At 39.3% G+C, this 17,103-nt stretch carries 19 protein-coding genes and 1 tRNA gene; 8 read left to right on the top strand and 12 right to left on the bottom strand.

What is annotated here, in order from left to right; all coding sequences use genetic code 11:
* On the bottom strand, positions 1-568 hold a 568-nt coding region (locus FTV11_RS15200), incomplete at its 3' end, for a thioredoxin family protein (protein ID WP_180074338.1).
* Between the two features lie 433 nt (positions 569-1,001).
* Between FTV11_RS15200 and FTV11_RS17215 the strand changes: the two genes are divergently transcribed.
* Both FTV11_RS17215 and FTV11_RS15195 read left to right on the top strand, forming a co-directional pair.
* Positions 1,002-1,160 (top strand): hypothetical protein, encoded by a 159-nt coding sequence (locus FTV11_RS17215; RefSeq protein WP_257222656.1) that lies wholly within the window; start codon positions 1,002-1,004, stop codon positions 1,158-1,160.
* Between the two features lie 48 nt (positions 1,161-1,208).
* Positions 1,209-1,610, top strand: a complete 402-nt coding sequence (locus tag FTV11_RS15195) for a DsbA family protein (protein ID WP_257223268.1) — start codon at positions 1,209-1,211, stop codon at positions 1,608-1,610.
* Between the two features lie 85 nt (positions 1,611-1,695).
* On the opposite strand, the gene FTV11_RS15190 is transcribed toward FTV11_RS15195, so the two are convergent.
* Genes FTV11_RS15190 through FTV11_RS15180 form a run of 3 tightly spaced genes read right to left on the bottom strand, consistent with a single transcriptional unit; the run spans position 1,696 to position 4,596 of the window.
* Entirely contained in the window at positions 1,696-2,616 is a 921-nt protein-coding gene (locus tag FTV11_RS15190) for a hypothetical protein (protein WP_180074342.1), read from the bottom strand.
* 41 nt (positions 2,617-2,657) lie between these two features.
* Entirely contained in the window at positions 2,658-3,788 is a 1,131-nt protein-coding gene (locus tag FTV11_RS15185) for a toxic anion resistance protein (protein ID WP_180074336.1), read from the bottom strand.
* Positions 3,789-3,804: 16 nt separating this feature from the next.
* Positions 3,805-4,596, bottom strand: coding sequence for a tellurium resistance protein (locus FTV11_RS15180; RefSeq protein WP_180074334.1), 792 nt, complete (start codon positions 4,594-4,596; stop codon positions 3,805-3,807).
* A gap of 327 nt (positions 4,597-4,923) precedes the next feature.
* Here FTV11_RS15180 and FTV11_RS15175 point away from each other — a divergent pair, with 327 nt between their 5' ends.
* A complete protein-coding gene (locus tag FTV11_RS15175; RefSeq protein WP_078189122.1) occupies positions 4,924-5,412 on the top strand; it encodes a TIGR00645 family protein in 489 nt (162 codons plus the stop codon).
* Between the two features lie 62 nt (positions 5,413-5,474).
* Here the strand turns inward: FTV11_RS15175 and FTV11_RS15170 are convergent, their stop codons facing one another.
* The 5 genes from FTV11_RS15170 to FTV11_RS15150 all read right to left on the bottom strand — a co-directional run bounded on the left by FTV11_RS15170 (position 5,475) and on the right by FTV11_RS15150 (position 10,709).
* On the bottom strand, positions 5,475-6,179 hold the full coding sequence (locus FTV11_RS15170) for a Crp/Fnr family transcriptional regulator (protein WP_180026801.1): 705 nt from the start codon (positions 6,177-6,179) through the stop codon (positions 5,475-5,477).
* Between the two features lie 117 nt (positions 6,180-6,296).
* Entirely contained in the window at positions 6,297-7,259 is a 963-nt protein-coding gene (locus FTV11_RS15165) for a TauD/TfdA family dioxygenase (RefSeq protein ID WP_180074332.1), read from the bottom strand.
* Between the two features lie 247 nt (positions 7,260-7,506).
* Positions 7,507-7,911: a nucleoside diphosphate kinase regulator gene (rnk, locus tag FTV11_RS15160; RefSeq protein ID WP_180074340.1), complete on the bottom strand. Its 405-nt coding sequence runs from the start codon at positions 7,909-7,911 to the stop codon at positions 7,507-7,509.
* Between the two features lie 161 nt (positions 7,912-8,072).
* Positions 8,073-9,329: a serine hydroxymethyltransferase gene (gene glyA / locus FTV11_RS15155; RefSeq protein WP_078189126.1), complete on the bottom strand. Its 1,257-nt coding sequence runs from the start codon at positions 9,327-9,329 to the stop codon at positions 8,073-8,075.
* Positions 9,330-9,485: 156 nt separating this feature from the next.
* Entirely contained in the window at positions 9,486-10,709 is a 1,224-nt protein-coding gene (locus FTV11_RS15150; protein WP_180074330.1) for an alpha/beta fold hydrolase, read from the bottom strand.
* A 242-nt stretch (positions 10,710-10,951) separates the two neighbouring features.
* Between FTV11_RS15150 and FTV11_RS15145 the strand changes: the two genes are divergently transcribed.
* The 5 genes from FTV11_RS15145 to FTV11_RS15125 all read left to right on the top strand — a co-directional run bounded on the left by FTV11_RS15145 (position 10,952) and on the right by FTV11_RS15125 (position 13,875).
* On the top strand, positions 10,952-11,245 hold the full coding sequence (locus tag FTV11_RS15145) for a hypothetical protein (protein WP_180041538.1): 294 nt from the start codon (positions 10,952-10,954) through the stop codon (positions 11,243-11,245).
* A gap of 89 nt (positions 11,246-11,334) precedes the next feature.
* Positions 11,335-12,033 carry a 3'-5' exonuclease gene (locus tag FTV11_RS15140; protein WP_180008265.1) on the top strand — a complete coding sequence of 233 codons (699 nt, stop codon included), beginning with the start codon at positions 11,335-11,337 and terminating at the stop codon, positions 12,031-12,033.
* Positions 12,034-12,121: 88 nt separating this feature from the next.
* Positions 12,122-12,841: a hypothetical protein gene (locus FTV11_RS15135; RefSeq protein WP_180008267.1), complete on the top strand. Its 720-nt coding sequence runs from the start codon at positions 12,122-12,124 to the stop codon at positions 12,839-12,841.
* Between the two features lie 217 nt (positions 12,842-13,058).
* A complete protein-coding gene (locus tag FTV11_RS15130) occupies positions 13,059-13,415 on the top strand; it encodes a hypothetical protein (protein ID WP_180008268.1) in 357 nt (118 codons plus the stop codon).
* 166 nt (positions 13,416-13,581) lie between these two features.
* Complete coding sequence (locus tag FTV11_RS15125; RefSeq protein WP_111885765.1) at positions 13,582-13,875, top strand: hypothetical protein; 294 nt, start codon at positions 13,582-13,584, stop codon at positions 13,873-13,875.
* Positions 13,876-13,934: 59 nt separating this feature from the next.
* Here FTV11_RS15125 and FTV11_RS15120 read toward each other — a convergent pair whose 3' ends face one another.
* From FTV11_RS15120 to FTV11_RS15110, 3 genes are all read right to left on the bottom strand, one after another.
* Entirely contained in the window at positions 13,935-14,147 is a 213-nt protein-coding gene (locus tag FTV11_RS15120; RefSeq protein ID WP_078189132.1) for a hypothetical protein, read from the bottom strand.
* A 701-nt stretch (positions 14,148-14,848) separates the two neighbouring features.
* Positions 14,849-14,938: transfer RNA gene (locus FTV11_RS15115), tRNA-Ser, on the bottom strand.
* Positions 14,939-15,025: 87 nt separating this feature from the next.
* Positions 15,026-17,062, bottom strand: a complete 2,037-nt coding sequence (locus FTV11_RS15110) for an NADPH-dependent 2,4-dienoyl-CoA reductase (RefSeq protein ID WP_180074327.1) — start codon at positions 17,060-17,062, stop codon at positions 15,026-15,028.
* Positions 17,063-17,103 lie beyond the last annotated feature (41 nt).

The raw sequence follows: 17,103 nt of genomic DNA, 5'->3' as shown, positions 1-17,103 counted from the left end.
TTTCTTCCAAGGTCATACGACCTTGACCGATGTGGTTGCCGTCTTGGAATACCATTGGTACAGCCATGATTTTGCGTTCTTCCACTTCGTCTTGGAAGAATGCACCATCAATCATGGTTGCAGTTGTGCCTGGGTTATAGATCGCAATCAGGTTCAAGGCTTGAACCACGTCAGGACAGTTATGGCAGCTGAGTGATACGAACACATCAAAGTCAGTTTTAAGACCTAAACCTTTAATGGTATTCAGTACTTCGTCAGAAACTTTCGGTGCATAACCAGAGGTTTGTAACAATGCCAAAATCAAAGAAGTGAATTCGTGGCCCATCGGTAGACCTGCGAAGAATACACGTGGTGTTTCACCTGCTTTTGCAATACCAAAGCTTGGCGCACGGCTGTTGTTACCGTCAAAACGTGCAGTCACTAAATCAGATAAAGCGGCAACTTCGGTCACCAATTCTTTAATTTTGTCTGATTTGTCCGTGCCGTTTAAAGTAGCGACGATTTCAATCGGGCCTTCAAGGCGTTCAAGTAAGGTTTTTAATTGAGCAGAAGTATTTTGATCTAACATTGCTAACGTCTCCAGAGGAGTAAATTTATTTGATGAGAGAATGATAGAACAAACCATTAAATAGGTGAAACGGTTTGTTTTTATAAAATTAATCGGTTTTACAAATCAAATGATTGAATTTCTTTCTAAATCATAAATATATGGGCCTATATTAACATTAAAATGATTTATTTCGTACATATATATCGTGATAAATCCCTCATTTTTTTCTTTTTTATTGAAATCACACCAAGCCTGCGCAAGACCCACTTACGTCCTGATTAATTACAAAATCTTTATAAAGCTTTAAGTTTCATTTCAGCAAGACGGCATTAAATCAAATGAAATATCAGGTGATTTGACTGCTTTTGAGTTCCATCAATAAAGCCACAATCAATCCCTTGCATCAATCAGCCATCGATCTACAAGTATAAAATCAACAGTGAGCAGAATAATGAAAATTGAATTTGTCTTTGATATTGTTTATCCCATGAGTTATGTCGCATTTCAAAAGTTAAAACAAAACTGGAATGAACATACCGCAACCCGTGTAGAGCTATTGCCGATTCAACGCGTTCCTGAAATTCCTGAACAAGGCTTAGATGTGCTGTAGTATTTAACCAATAAGTATGGCGCAAGTGCAGCAAATCGAAAACTCGAAATGACAAAGTTTGCTGCTTATAGCGAAGATGTGATTGTCAATATTGAGCACATGAAACGTATGCCAAACAGTCAACTAGCTCATCAAGCTATTTTGGCCTTGGACAATATTCTGGATCAATATGCCCTGACTCAAGCCTTATTCCATGCATTATTTGCACACGGTCAAAATATTGCTGATATTCACGTTTTAAAAAGCATTATTGAAGGCATTGGTTTAGATGGCTCAAAAGTACTGCGCTCAATTCAACATAAAGATATTGCAGACCGTCAGCATGAAATTACACAGTATGTAAAATCAAAGGGACAACACCCCATTCCTTTTTACCTTGTGGATGGCGAAGTGAATGATCAGACTTTTTCTACACAGGAACTTCGACAACTGTTTCATCGCGCAAGTTAATCTACCCAAGAATAAAAATCCCCATACAATGTGATGGGGATTTTTATTCTGAGCAATGCAATGATCTAAAAAGAAAATAGGCCTATTAATGAAGTCCCTGCTCAATTCGATTAATCCGTGATTTGAACTGCTGAGAAAGCAGATACAAAATTAAGCTCAAAACCAGCGTGAGTACTATCACGGTGATCAACACCCAACGTACAACAACTTCTACTACATTGGCTTGCTGAACTTGTTTTTCCAGGCTTTGCGCCATCGGTGTCATGGTTTTATCAAATAGCTGATTTTGCATCGCCCAGAGCTGTTCAGGCTGAAAACCGTATTCACGGAATTTTGCTGGATTTTGTTGCTCGGCATTGATTAAGGATTGCACCAAAGGAATTGCTGTCGCACGATCTACAGGCTTATGCATCAAAGCAGCTTGTGCAAGTAAATAGGCTTGCACGGGTTTTGCCAATTGTGCATCTTCCATCTCGAAAGCCAGCTGGCTTTCTTGAATATTTTTTTCATAATGTACCAATTTTTGATCTGCTGCACGGTCATCATGATTAAGGTCATATTGCACATAAGTTAAGCCTGACCAAAGCACGATAAACGATAAAATCCAGCCGACAAATTTCAATACAAATGATTGGAAGCGAATTCTAAAAAATTGAAATTTCCTTAGAAATCCAACCAAGAAAAATGCGCCAATAAATGAAACGATGAGTTTGAGAAATAACCAACCAATAAAGGATAAAAAGTTTAAAAAATAGTCGGAGGACTCACCAAGTTGATATGTCAAATCACCTGCACTGACGGGAATATGCAGTTGCTGTACGCTAGAACTTAGGCCAAAAAAGCTATAAACCATATCATGCTGAATAAACAACATCACAGCTGAAACGATCAGCACAGAAACACTGGTTAAAGTCAATAACGTCAAATTGCGTTGACGCTTCTTAATGGTTTGAAGCCCTGTTTCCAGTTGCTGCGGATTTAGCGCATATTCATCAATGGGAGGCAAAGACATACTCCTTCAGATTATATTTTCACCTCCCTCACCGTTTATGAAGAAGGGTTTGAACCACTCGATTCAATTACTAAATGATTCAAATTGTTTTGTAAGGCACGAATACGTGTCGTCGCTTCTTCACGCTTTTGTACACCTTCTTTCTGAATTTGAATCACATCATTAACGGTTTTAATGAGGGTATTTTGCACATGTTCAAGTGTGTCAATATCAATCACTGAACGCTGATTGGCTTTCGCTGTATCGACAGAGTTTTGATGCAACAAATCTGCATTGCGTTTTAACAGGTCATTGGTCGCATCATCAATGCTATTTGCCAATTGCACGCTGTTCTTTTGTTCTTGCAATGAAATCGCCAAGCTAATTTGGTTTTTCCAAGCCGGTAAGGTGATATTTTTAATAGCATAAAACTTATCGACCAACATCAAATTATTGGATTGAATAATGCGAATCATCGGCAAGGTCTGCATCGCAGACTGTTGCAAGATCTGTAAATCACTCACACGTTTTTCAAGATTATTTGCCAAATGATTGAGGTCATAGATTTTTTGCATAGTGGTTTGATCTTGAACTTGAGTGGTTAAGCTTGCAATTTCCTGTTGAATTTCTTGCTCTTTCAACTTACCTGCGGCGATATACACCCCTAATTGTTTATATTCGTCTTGTACGCCTTCAAACATTTTATCTAAGGTATTTACACGCGCTTTTAAGCCATTTTGCGAAGTTTCAATTTCTTTGACCAAAGCATCAATTTGCTCTTTGGTGGTATTAAAGTGCTGATCAAAACTTTGCTTGGCACCTTTAAATTTACTCAGTAACCCACCAAAAAATCCTGAGCTTTTAGATTTATTTAAAATGCTCGTAGTGTTTAGCTGCTGTGCGACTTGTACCACCTGATTGAGCTTTTGACCTGTCGTATCTAGATCTTTATTTTGCACCAAATTTAATAATTCATCGGTATAGGTCGACGTCTTGGTGGCAATGTTTTTACCATATTCAGCAACACTATTATGACTTAAATCTGCCAATTCCTTACGTGCAGCTTCGACTTCGTGAAAATCGGAAGTTTGTAAGCCAATTTCCTGCAAATTGAGTTGCTGAAACTTTTCTTCAGTCAATTCTTTGCTAACTTCAACGGGTAAATTTTTGGCATCTAAATCGGTCATAACTCACCTTATATTTCTAAGACTTAGAGGAATTCTCTAATGATTTTTTTAAAGTTTTAATCAAATTTTCACGGCTATTATCAAGCTTTTCCAATGAACTTGTCGAGTTACTTTGAAGACTTTGTTTCACATGATATTGCCATGCTGGAATCAACACCTGCTGAGCTTCCTTATATCGATCTAATAATCCAAAAGAAAGCTGCTGAGAAAGCTGCATTTGTGTAATTGCAATATCATTACTGGCTTGTAAGGTTTGCAACGTATTCACCTTTTTCGATAAGCGTTCTGCAAAGTTATCAAGCGGATGCTGATTTTTAACAAACTGTGGGTATTCCAGCAAAAATTCTTCAGCCGCGACGATATAGCGCGCCATTTGCTCACGTAAACCCTGTAATTGATTAAAACGTGCTTGGGACTTTTGAATTTCTAACTGTAATTTTTGGCTCAGATGATTTGCCCGATCAAGCAATTGATCCAAATTTTTATAATATTCAACTTGTCCTGAACCGTACTCCAAATCAATGCCTAACCATTTTTGCAAGGCATTAAATTTGCGTGTTTTTAAATATTTTTTTGAATTGGCTAAGGCTTGAATCAACTGCTCAATGGTTTGACTAAGTTGCTTCGTCAACTGAGGGTCAACACCATCTAGCAGTACCGACTGTGCTTGAATTAATTGATCTGCATAATGATTTAGACGATATTGATCGGTCAGTAATGGCACAAGGTCATTCCGCTTAATCGAAAGCACTTCCGCCCGATCTACCGTAATATCCTTTAACGGCACCAATACATCAATTTGTGACATAGCCAATTAAACTCAATAAAATCATTTTTATACTACAAGTTTTGCCATAAAAGTCTTGTAGTATTTTGCAAAAAATACATCTATTTCATCAGTCAAATTTCGCCATCAAACTCAACCGTTGCCTATAGATCCGCCTAAGCAGCCATACAGCATCATTTCCACTGATATGATGACCTACACAGATGAATTCAAGCTTAAGACACCCAAAGATTCAATCTAGATTTAAATTAAACAACTGACTCTACATGAATTATTATCAAAATTATCGTAAAATTTAATTCATATACTTTAGAACCAAATAATAGATCAATAATTTTAGAGGCTTAAATGGAACGTTTTTTCCATAATACAATGTATGCTGCACGTTGGATTCTGGCTCCCGTGTACTTTGGTTTATCCTTTGCACTGCTACTGCTCGCGATTAAATTTTTCCAAGAAGTCATTCATGTCCTTCCGCATATTTTAGAATATTCAGAAGCTGACCTGATTTTAGTCATCCTCTCTTTGGTCGATATGACTATGGTGGGTGGACTGATTGTAATGGTGATGTTTTCAGGCTATGAAAACTTTGTTTCGCAATTAAAAATTAATGAATCGACCAATCGCTTGAACTGGCTCGGCACCATGGATGCCAATTCATTAAAACTCAAAGTTGCAGCATCAATCGTGGCAATTTCTTCGATTCATTTATTACGTATTTTTATGGATGCGAAAAACATCCCTAATGACAAAATCATGTGGTACATCATCATGCATTTAACCTTTGTTTTTTCTGCTTTTATGATGGGATATTTGGATAAAATCAGTAAGCACTAATCTAAAAACAAGTCCAATGAAGCCATTTGCGATCATGGCTTCTCGTCAAATTTTAAATCTAGTTATTCATCTAGTTCACTCATTTGCCTTAAACGCTCAAGATCCAAGATCACGATTTGTCCATAATTCCACGCGATCACCTGTGTTTGAACAAATTGCTGTAAATGTTTATTCAACGTTTGCCGTGAAATATTAAAAGACTCTGCAAATTCCTGCTGACTGAGTCTCAAAGGAATTTCCTGCCGACATCCATATTGCTCATAGAGTCGAATCAAATGTCTAGCAATACGCTGCTCTAGCGTTGCCGTTCGCAAATAACGATTATGCTCAAACATCAAATACATGCGTCGACTGAGAGATTGCACGACATTCCAAAGCGCCTGCGAATCACACTGTAAAACCGCTATAAACGTTGTTCCAGAAATGATTGCCACCTCGACGTGTGTCGCAGCAAAATAATCATAATTCAAAGGCTTTTGTTGTAAGAGTGCGACAAAATTAAATACCGACTGACGACGAATATAGTCATTGACAATCAATTCACCATTGTTTTGCAACCAACCAATTTGTAGCGTACCTGAAAGCAAAATATAAATATCTTGCACGATTTGTTGTTGTTTTAAGATGTGCTTCTGTGCATGAAACCGTGAATATTTCACCTGTTGCACAAGCTGTTCTAAAGTCTGATCTCTAAAGCCCTGAAAGATGTCTTCATTACGCAAAATTTGCAACAAATGCTGTTGGGTGGTGTTCTTTTGATCGCTCACGTCTATAAAAAAATGCCTAAGATCTCATTGATCTTAGGCAAGTGCTGAAAAATGTAAAACCATTGTTTTTCGCATTATTTATCTGTTTTTATGCTGTTTTAAATGACGCTCTAATACTTAAGATGCTTTCTCATAAATACGGCCAGCTTCAGAACGCAAGTTTGAAATGTCGGTGTTTTGAATGTTTTTCAACACCGTACTCGGCTGACCATTTACATCGACAGGTACATCACCCTCAATGGTGACACGTGAGGCGATACGTAACTCATCACCATAGTCATTGATTGCACGGTGCTGCGTTGCACGATTGTCCCAAATGGCAACATCACCAACCGCCCAGCGCCAACGCACAACATTTTCCCATTGCACGATTTGCTCTTGAAACAGTTTAAATAAACGACGTGACTGTGCCGGACTATATCCACTGAAGCGTTTAAAGAAGTGACCTAAAACCAAACTTTTTTCACCTGTTTCAGGATGTACACGCACCAAAGGATGCTCGGTTTCTACTTCTACCGCTGTACGGAATAAGTGGCGACCTTCTTCATTGTACTGACCTTTCGGCGTCGCATAGTCATAACTGTTGCTATGCACAGCGCGTAATTGTTCCGCCAACTTTTGTAGCTCCGGACTTAAATCTTCATAAGCCGTCACGGTATTGGCCCAAACTGTATCGCCACCATGTTCAGGTGCAACTACATTTCTTAAAATTGTGGCTTTAGGATAATTGGGCAAAAACGTAATATCGGTATGCCACGAATCTGCGCGCCCACCACGTGAGTCAATTGACAACGTATGTGCTTTACCATCTTTGAGTGGCACACTTGGGTGATTCAACGGATTACCTAAAAGTCGTGCAAAGGCTTCTTGTTCTAGATCTGTGAGATCTTGCTGTCCACGCACAAATACAACTTTATATTTTAAAAGTGCATGATTAAATTCATCGACCACGCTTTTGTCTAAACTTCCAGACAACTGAATGCCAGAAATTTCGGCACCAATACGACCGGTTACAGGTTTTACTTCAATATGCTGATATTGATAGTCTGGATTGTAATGATTCGATTCTAAGTGTGTCATAGGGCTCTACCTTATTCTTCAAATTATTAAGCAACGATGGTGTTGTTGAAATACAGTGTGCCGACTTCGTGCCCATGACTCTGTCAATTCTTTGACAGTTTTCCCAAGTTAAACTGCTATGGTTGTGATGAAATCTGCTTAACAACTTTTGCCCATTTCATATCTAAAAATGCAATAAAGAAAAAATAAAAAAGCCATCGGTATCGATGGCTTTGTGTACGGATTATATCTGTATATCACAGCGGAATTATAGATAATTCCCTTCACGCTCAGGTTGATAGAGCACTTTAATGATTTTGACTTTCATGGTGTGACCATCAGGCTGCGGCCATTCTATTTCCTGCCCTTCAGCCAAACCTAAAATGGCAGCGCCCACTGGAGCCAAAACATTGACTTGACCTTTATCGCCACGAAAATCATGTGGATAGACCAGTGTAATTTCGGTTGCTTCTGTCGCAGGTGCAATGTTAATGAGAACTTTGGCATTCATACTCACCACATTGGCAGGGACATCTTGTGGAGCAACCACTTCAGCGCGCGCCATCTCATCTTCCAAATGCTCCATCGTCGGTGTCAGCTTTGACTGATGCTCCAACATGGTTTCTAAGCGATGTAAATCTTGTTCTGAAAGAATAATATTGGGTTTATTCATATAAAGTTCCTTTGCGACCTTGCCAGCAGATCTATAGCGATGGGCAAATTTTCTTGTTATCTCTTCTTCCGTTATAACAGAAATATAAATGTTTAGATAACTTTTGAATTTTTCTGATGACATAAAAAAAGCCCCCTTGAGGGGCTTTTCTCAAGTCTGTTTTATTTTGCGTAAACTGGGAATTTAGCGCAAACAGCAGCAACTTTTTCTTTCACTGCAGCAATCACAGCTTCGTCACCTTTGCTGTCTAGAACGTCAGCGATCCAGCCTGCAAGGTCACGTACTTCAGCTTCGCCAAAACCACGTGTTGTTACAGCAGGAGTACCGATACGGATACCCGAAGTCACGAATGGAGAACGTGGGTCGTTTGGTACTGAGTTTTTGTTCACAGTGATGTGGGCAGCACCTAACCAAGCATCTGCTTCTTTACCAGTGATATCGCCTTGTTTGATTAAAGACAATAAGAACAAGTGGTTTTCAGTACCACCAGAAACAACGTCATAACCACGAGCGATTAATACTTCAGCCATCGCTTTAGCATTTACAACAACTTGCTTTTGGTATTCTTTGTATTCAGGCGCCATTGCTTCTTTGAAGCAGATCGCTTTAGCCGCTACAGCGTGAACTAAAGGACCACCTTGGTTACCTGGGAATACAGCTGATTGTAATTTTTTCTCGATTTCTTCGTTTGCTTTCGCAAGGATTAAACCAGAACGTGGACCACGAAGTGTTTTATGTGTAGTCGTTGTAGTTACGTCAGCAATTTGTACTGGGCTTGGGTAAACACCAGCAGCAACAAGACCAGCTACGTGAGCCATATCTACGAATAAGTAAGCGCCAACTTTGTCCGCGATATCTCGGAAACGTTGCCAATCAACAACTTGGCTATACGCAGAGAAACCAGCCACGATCATTTTTGGCTTGTGTTCTTCAGCTAAACGTTCAACTTCTTCATAGTCGATTTCGCCAGTTTCTGGGTTCAAACCGTATTGAATAGCGTTGTAAGTTTTACCAGAGAAACTAACTTTAGCACCGTGAGTCAAGTGACCACCGTGAGCCAAGCTCATACCTAAAACTGTATCGCCTGGGTTAAGTAGCGCAAGGTAAACTGCAGAGTTTGCTTGTGAACCAGCGTGTGGTTGAACGTTTGCATAATCTGCACCAAACAATTCTTTAGCACGGTCAATGGCCAATTGTTCGATCACGTCTACATACTCGCAACCGCCGTAGTAGCGTTTACCAGGGTAGCCTTCTGCATATTTGTTAGTAAGTTTTGAACCTTGAGCTTCCATTACTGCAGGTGAACAGTAGTTTTCTGAAGCGATTAACTCAATGTGCGCTTCTTGGCGAGCATCTTCATTCGAGATCGCTTGAGCTAATTCAGGGTCAAATTGAGCAATAGAGGTGTTGGCAAACATTAGCGAGGTCCTATTAAATTAGGGCTTTTAAGCCGTGCTAAGATTGGCGCGTATTGTAGCATGAAGTTTTAGAAATGAGAGAGGGAAGTTTGTGCTGTTTTTAAATAAATAATGCCCGTGTTGAATCTACACGAGCACTATTTAAGTCAAATCAACTTATTGATTTGGCATGAGAGTCTCTACATCTTGCACAAAATTTGCCAGATTATCGGTATAAATACTAATATGATCTGCTGTCTCTTGCTCACGATAGTCAATCGATGTTCCCGGCTTAGCAAGGCTAATCATAAATTTAGTCGCATCTGCTGGAATGGTCTGATCGGCTTTACCTTGATAAATAATGATCGGCGTTTTCACCGCTGTCGTTAAAGGCTGTGAACCTTCACTCATAAATTTTTGGATTGGCTTTAAAGTTAAGAAATCAGACTGCGTGCGTCCATAGTTATCCAAAGTCGTGTTTTGACTCGCATAACTGAGCATGTCATCTTGAATTAACCTGGTTAATTCACCTGAACACACTGTTTCAGCCTGAGGTGCAATCGCAGCCAAATGTCCACTAAATACTTTTGAATAATCCACACTGTTTTTATGCCCTTGCATACCCGCAATAATCTGCGCAGTAAAACTGTCTAAAGGTGCATAAATCATAGTTTGCACGGTTGCAGGTTTACCTACAGCTAACTTCTCGCCTGCGTCAAGAATGAGCGCAAGATTATTTGCAGGTGCTATGGCAATCGTTCCCTTATAATTTAAGTCAGCACGCGATGCGAATTCAGCTGCACCTAATACGGCTTGACCACCTTGAGAATGTCCGATCGAAAGCCAATCCTTCGACACCGTTTTACCTTGACTGGTTAAGTAACTTCGAGCAGCGACAACGGCATCGGTAATCGAAAAGGCTTCACTTTTTAGATTCAGATAAGGATGGTTTTCACGTCCACTAGGTTCCCCTAATCCTTCATAATCGGGTGCCACAACGACATAACCCTTTGCCAATAACATTTGCAATAAATATTCAGTGCCTTGCAAACCTTGTCGGCTCGGAGCGCATTTATCAGCCACACCGGTCGTTCCATGTGCCCAAGCCACAATTTTCCAACCACCTGCCGGAGCAACTGTTTTTGGGGTAAAGACTAAGGCTGTGGCTTGAACAACTTTGCCATCTACTCCTAGCATTTTATAGGTCATCAATCGGCTGTCTGCACTCACAGCAGGCATATTGTCTTGACTATAGGCTGTTGTAGTTACCACCGGATTTTTGATCTGATTGAGATCAGCGTTTGTTTCAGGATTACTAAATTGTTGGTCATTACTATCATTACCGCAGGCTGCTAAAAATAGCGCACTGCTGACTAAAACCGTTAAACGCAGCATTTTCATTCCATGATCCTTTTGTTTGTTGTTTTAAAGTCAATTTTTCATTGAATATGAATCATTAAATACATGGAACAAACTTTTGTTCAAGCCTAATTTTTAAGCAACTACTCTTATTTTAATTTATCAAATTAATATAGAACTAAAACTTTGTTTTAGCTCGATATGGATTAACAGCATTCAAATAAATCAGCCACCCCGATCTCAGAAAAATGGCTGAACTTATATTTCTGATCATTGGATACAGATTGGGCTATTTTTCGGAGGTTAAAGCAAAATGTAAAATCAACAAAAATGCTGTACCCCCTGCCAACTACACAAACATATGCACAAAAGTAAAGCCGAAAAACCACCATGCCATTGATCGTGAACATACTCTAGTGCTTAATCCACTTAGCGACATTTTTGGATATCAAGATGGACAAAAGCCTTTAAAACAAGTCGATTTAGAAGATGGTTTAGCTTTATCCCGCTGTAAAGGTTTTATTTCGGCAGATGCGATAAAAGCAGATTATTTAAACACTGCGCAGCCATCTTCATAATATTCCTACAAATAATCACAGCATGGGTTTGTCAGTGTGGATGTGATAATGTACATTCATAAACATTATTCAACATGCTGGAACTGGACATGCAAGCCATCATTCTCGACACAGAAACCCATACACTAAATGGACAACCCATCGAGATTGCCTATGCTCCAATTCAGGTGGCAGATGCCAAAATTACCCTAGATAAATCTAAAATTTTTGATCAACTTTATCGTTGTGATGAAGCAATTTCTTTTGCAGCAATGGCTGTACATCATATTTTAGAATCAGATCTTGAAGGTCAGCCCCACTACAGCAGTTTTGAACTCCCATCAGAGACGACATATATCATTGGGCATAATATCGACTACGATATTCGAGCGCTCGAAAAATGCGGTGTAGATAGTTCAAAAATCAAAGCCATTTGTACCCTTGCGCTAGCTCGTCGTGTTTGGCCTGATGCAGAAGCGCATAATATTTCTGCCTTGATATATATGATCACCAAAGGCAGTGGAAAAGCCCGTGAAATGATCCGTAAAGCTCACCGCGCAGATATGGATATTATTTTAACTGCCAATATTTTGATGCATATTGTGCATCACTTAAAAATCAACAGCATCGAAGAATTATACGAAGCTTCGGAAGATGCTCGCATTCCACGCAGTATTAATTTTGGTAAACACCGTGGTACCGCAATTGCAGAATTACCTGCGGACTATGTGCAATGGCTATTACGTCAAGATGACTTAGACCCTTATTTGCGTAAAGCTTTAGAAAACTCTGCTGTCATTACTCTATAAATCATTGATTGTTTAATATTTTCTTAATATTACTGTCATTATCACTGCATAGGATTGCCTTAATTCTTTTGAGCTATGGAATTAAGGCATGTTCAACTATCAAAAAACTGAGCTGGGTTTTCAAACTTTAAAAGACCGACAGCTCGCATTAAATGCAAGACAACGTCGTCTGCTACTCTTAATTGGTAGTGATGACTTTAACCAAATGCCAGTGCATTATCAGCAGCGGATTGCTGAAGTGCCCTTGCTCGAGCAACTGATGGAACTTGGGCTGATTCAGCCAATTACAGCACATGATCATCAACGCCTTCAAAAATCCGATTTTTCTGCTTTTAATACACCTAAAATAGCGTCAACAAAGACATCCGATCGCATAGCGCAAGAAAATGTCACACTTGATAAAATTTCAATGCCAACGATGGAAGTTCCTCATACTCATTCACAGCACGAAATAACTGACTCCCTGCCAATGGATGCAATTGGCTTTATACCCCATCAATTTAATCAAGCCATACCTGAAAACATAACATCAAACACCCCTGTATTAGCAGAACAAATCATTGATTTCATCGAACATGATTTTGATGAGTTACAGAATTTTATGTGCAGTTACTTACAGCGTTATTGTGGGCTGATGGCAAAAAAATTAATGCTTAATATTCAACAGGCCACGGACATTGCAGAATTAAAAGCCTGTCAGATGCAATGGATCACCTGTCTAAATGAATCCAATATTCAACCTAAACTCTTACAACATGCATTACAGCAAATTAATTACAGTCTAAAAAATCTACAACAACTGGTTTAACTTAGAGACTTTTCCTCACTTCTCATTCAAAAAACAACTTAATGAGGTGAGTAATTCTTCACACATATCAATATAAGAAATTGAATTTTATTAACTTTATCGATTCACTTATTTCTTTTATGGTTTTAACTGCTGTTTTATACGACCTTCCCCTAATGTCAATCAACAGTAAAAAATCGCAAGAATAAAACCGACCTCCTAGCGTTTGAGCATGTCAATGTCACAACAGTTTTGTTTAGAATTTGATTCTTTCGATAATCCTATGCAACTCAGCAAAATTGGCAATTGGGTATTTACCTTTTTAACTTCACAAGACGAATTGCCTAATGTTCAATTGGCCATTACCTATGTCATGCCACGAAAAATTAGTGACGAATTACAACCTCGACGTGTGGTCATTCAAAATACAGCCATTGAAACAATTTGGCGTATAGAACAAGTTGAATGCTTCAACAGCCAAACGAACCAAGAACTCACCTTTACAGCAGCGGAACCTCAAGCTCAATTGGTTTTAAACAGTATCATTGAAGAATTTGCCCGTTATGATGTCCCATTGGTATTCAAGCCGCTTTAATTTAAAGCGAATTCCAACTTATTTTTCATAAAGATTTAAGCTGTCTCAATGATTTAACCAAAGTTAGCTAGATAGACATTAAATGAAAAATAATCCATACAGATTAATATTGCTTAATTCGTATACACTATTCCTGCTCAATAATTTTTGACCATGGATAATAAAAATGAATTTAGCCAATTATTCTAATGATCAGGCACTCATCCTTTTCAACCTATATAGCAGCCTTGAACAATGTCTAGATGCGATTGGACATCTGCACCTTGGACCCAAACTAGTGCTGACCGACCATGATGTATCAAAAGATCATATGATCGTGCAACGTTTTCAAGCTGGAGTTTTAACTCAAGAAATTCAAGTGCGTAAACAAGATGTTGAACTGTCTTCTAGCAACCCGATGACACGCTATCAGTTACTGTCTTATATCTTGAATCAATTTAAAGCAGATCAAACAGCTTAAAGTTCTATTTCTAAAAATAAAAAACTCACCATTAAGGTGAGTTTTTTTATTCATTCAATTTAAGCTTCTAAAAGCTTGTAAATACTGTCCGATTTTTGACTTTCAAAAAGTAGTTCTATACTGGGTAGGATGATTTCACCTGCAATAATGATATGTTCAATGCGATGAAACAGCGCTCTTGAATCTTCTTCTGAAGGATTACGCACCAAAGCTTGTGCTTCATAAACCTGACTAAATTGGTCCTTCACTTTAATATCGATCATCTGTGTCATAGTGACGTCTCTACTTGTTTTAATAATTGAATTTTTTATATCACACCTTTACGCAACAACCTGCTTTGTAAATGTTAGATTTCATGGCAATGTAAACTTATTTTACTTTAGTAAATATATATCAATAACATAAGTTAACTATTTAATTATTGTTTGACAAAAACACTATATTTTCACATTTTGAAAGACATTAAAAAGCCCGCATTGCTGCGGGCTCTATGTTGGAAGGCTAGTGCTGATTTCTTGTCTGCAATATCTTAAGACTAAAATATTACGAAACTCAACGAGCTGTCATTGATCCGTCCAACTTATTGGTAGCGTCGTTTTATGACCTACCGTGATTTAAATATAGCACTTTCAATTCTCTTGCCAAGCCTTGCTAACACTTCAAAACAATTGATCAAATAAAATACAATTGATATTTTTTCAAAATAAGCGATCATAGCTCTGCCCAATGCTTGTGAAAGATTTAAATAAATAGGCCATTAAAAATAAATTCTACACTATCAATCTATAAACATTCTTTTCTCTTACTTTTAATTCTACCTTTGACAACCCTTGTATTAATTTCTGACTTGAATTTTAAGTCTGATATCCATTTTTAGCATTGCTTAAAAATACTAATGAATAAGATTGCCGTCTCAAATTAAAATCTAAGACAAAAAAAAGCCCCTGTATCACTACAGGGGCTTTTTTGAATTTGGCGGAAGCGGTGAGATTCGAACTCACGGAGGACTCGCGCCCTCGTCGGTTTTCAAGACCGGTGCATTAAACCGCTCTGCCACGCTTCCATGTGCGCCATAATACGGAGGTTTTATTCATCTGACAAGTAAAAATTACAACTAAACCTTTCAAATGAATATTGTTTCGCCAAATCCTTAAAGTTTAGCCGCGAGCTCCGCACCTTCACGTATTGCGCGTTTCGCATCTAACTCTGCTGCTAGTTTTGCACCACCAATAATATGGTAATTGGCAAGGGTTTTCTCACCCTGTTCGGGCATCAAATGCTTTACCGATTCCTGACCTGCACAAACAACGATCGTATCTACACGTAATAATTGATCATGCCCTGCATGTTCAACCCAAAGCCCTTCATCACTAATGGCTTTGTATTGAACACCACGCAGCATACGAACCGCATTTTTCTTTAATTGTGCACGGTGTACCCAGCCTGATGTTTTACCTAACCCTGCACCGAGTGCAGTTGTTTTACGTTGTAATAAATAAATTTCTCGAACAGGAGGTTCGAGCTCAGCAGCCTGCATACCGCCTTCTGTTACGTAGTTTGGATTTGGATCAACACCCCACTCCCGCTGCCAATCCGCTAAAGGCATTGGTTGTGGCTGATGTGGTGGTTTGAGTAAAAATTCAGATACATCAAAGCCAATGCCGCCTGCACCAATCACAGCAACTTTATTCCCCACAGCTGCGCCCTTCAGCACTTCTGCATAAGACAAGACATTCGGTGCATCACTACCTTCAATTTTTAAGCTGCGAGGAACCACACCAGTTGCAATAACAACTTCCTCAAACCCTTCACGTTCAAGTTGCTCACGGTTTACACGCGTGTTTAAACGCAAATCAACACCCGTTTTTTCGATTTGAACTTTAAAGTAGCGAATCGTTTCGTGAAATTCTTCTTTACCGGGAACGACTTTTGCCAAGTTAAATTGACCACCCACCTCTGCACCAGCTTCAAATAAAGTCACGGCATGACCTCGGCTTGCCGCTACCGTTGCAGCAGACATACCTGCCACGCCACCACCGACGACTGCAATACGCTTCGGTTTTTTGGTTTTTAAATAAACCAATTCTGTTTCATATGCCGCTCGTGGATTGACCAAACACGTCGCACGCTGATTTTTAAAAGTATGATCTAAACAGGCTTGGTTACAGGCAATACACGTATTAATTTCATCGACACGATTGGTCGCAGTTTTATTCACCCAAAATGGATCTGCCAAGAATGGACGTGCCATTTGCACCATATCTGCCTTGCCTGAAGCCAAAATTTCTTCAGCTGTATCTGGCATATTGATACGGTTTGACGCAATGACAGGTATCGCAACATGTTTTTTGACTTCAGCGGTATAATCCACAAATGCCGCACGCGGAACTGAAGTTACAATTGTCGGAATACGTGCTTCATGCCAGCCAATCCCCGTGTTCAACAACGTCACACCTGCTGCTTCCAAAGCTTTGGCAACAGTAATGACTTCAGCCATGGTGTTCCCATCATGGACCAAATCAAGCAATGACAAACGGAAGCAGATAATAAATTTCTCACCCACTTCAGCACGTATTGATTTCACAATATCAACCGCAAGGCGCATACGATTTTCAATTTCACCGCCCCAACGGTCTGTCCGTTGGTTGACATGACGGCTTAAAAACTGATTCAACAAGTAGCCTTCTGAACCCATAATTTCAACACCATCATAGCCGGCCTTATGTGCAAGACTTGCCGTTTTGACATAATCATCAATGGTTGAAAGAATTTGTTTGTCCGTTAATTGACGTGGTTTAAAAGGTGAAATCGGAGATTTAATCGGACTTGCTGACACTGCAAAAGGCTGATAGCCATAACGCCCAGCATGCAAGATTTGCATTAAAATTTTGGCACCATGCTTATGTACTGCATGGGTCACCAAGCGATGTGGAGCAATATCACCTAACGTATTCATGGTACCGCCAGCAGGTAACAGCCAACCTTGGCGGTTTGGAGAAATACCGCCTGTAATAATCAGGCCGACACCACCTTTAGCACGCTCACCAAAATAAGCTGCCAATTTAGGATAGTTATAAAAACGATCTTCCAGCCCACTATGCATGGACCCCATCACGACACGGTTTTTAATCGTGGTAAAACCCAAATGTAAAGGCTTTAAAATATTTGCATAGCTAGTCGTTGTCATGCTGAATCCTTATTTTGGCTTTGCAACTTGTTGCATAACAC

The sequence above is a fragment of the Acinetobacter sp. YH12231 genome, assembly GCF_013417755.1.
Classification (GTDB): domain Bacteria; phylum Pseudomonadota; class Gammaproteobacteria; order Pseudomonadales; family Moraxellaceae; genus Acinetobacter; species Acinetobacter amyesii.
Note: the sequence above shows the minus strand (reverse complement) of the source record. Positions and strands in the feature narration are given on the sequence as shown.

What these genes read in the sequence shown, in the direction of transcription:
- FTV11_RS15130 (WP_180008268.1), top strand. Translation starts at nt 13,059, where the DNA reads ATGTCACAACAGTTTTGTTTAGAATTTGATTCTTTCGATAATCCTATG.
- FTV11_RS15120 (WP_078189132.1), bottom strand. Translation starts at nt 14,147, where the DNA reads ATGACACAGATGATCGATATTAAAGTGAAGGACCAATTTAGTCAGGTT.
- FTV11_RS15180 (WP_180074334.1), bottom strand. Translation starts at nt 4,596, where the DNA reads ATGTCACAAATTGATGTATTGGTGCCGTTAAAGGATATTACGGTAGAT.
- FTV11_RS15135 (WP_180008267.1), top strand. Translation starts at nt 12,122, where the DNA reads ATGTTCAACTATCAAAAAACTGAGCTGGGTTTTCAAACTTTAAAAGAC.
- rnk (WP_180074340.1), bottom strand. Translation starts at nt 7,911, where the DNA reads ATGAATAAACCCAATATTATTCTTTCAGAACAAGATTTACATCGCTTA.
- FTV11_RS17215 (WP_257222656.1), top strand. Translation starts at nt 1,002, where the DNA reads ATGAAAATTGAATTTGTCTTTGATATTGTTTATCCCATGAGTTATGTC.
- FTV11_RS15165 (WP_180074332.1), bottom strand. Translation starts at nt 7,259, where the DNA reads ATGACACACTTAGAATCGAATCATTACAATCCAGACTATCAATATCAG.
- FTV11_RS15140 (WP_180008265.1), top strand. Translation starts at nt 11,335, where the DNA reads ATGCAAGCCATCATTCTCGACACAGAAACCCATACACTAAATGGACAA.
- FTV11_RS15185 (WP_180074336.1), bottom strand. Translation starts at nt 3,788, where the DNA reads ATGACCGATTTAGATGCCAAAAATTTACCCGTTGAAGTTAGCAAAGAA.
- FTV11_RS15125 (WP_111885765.1), top strand. Translation starts at nt 13,582, where the DNA reads ATGAATTTAGCCAATTATTCTAATGATCAGGCACTCATCCTTTTCAAC.
- FTV11_RS15175 (WP_078189122.1), top strand. Translation starts at nt 4,924, where the DNA reads ATGGAACGTTTTTTCCATAATACAATGTATGCTGCACGTTGGATTCTG.
- FTV11_RS15150 (WP_180074330.1), bottom strand. Translation starts at nt 10,709, where the DNA reads ATGAAAATGCTGCGTTTAACGGTTTTAGTCAGCAGTGCGCTATTTTTA.
- glyA (WP_078189126.1), bottom strand. Translation starts at nt 9,329, where the DNA reads ATGTTTGCCAACACCTCTATTGCTCAATTTGACCCTGAATTAGCTCAA.
- FTV11_RS15195 (WP_257223268.1), top strand. Translation starts at nt 1,209, where the DNA reads ATGACAAAGTTTGCTGCTTATAGCGAAGATGTGATTGTCAATATTGAG.
- FTV11_RS15110 (WP_180074327.1), bottom strand. Translation starts at nt 17,062, where the DNA reads ATGACAACGACTAGCTATGCAAATATTTTAAAGCCTTTACATTTGGGT.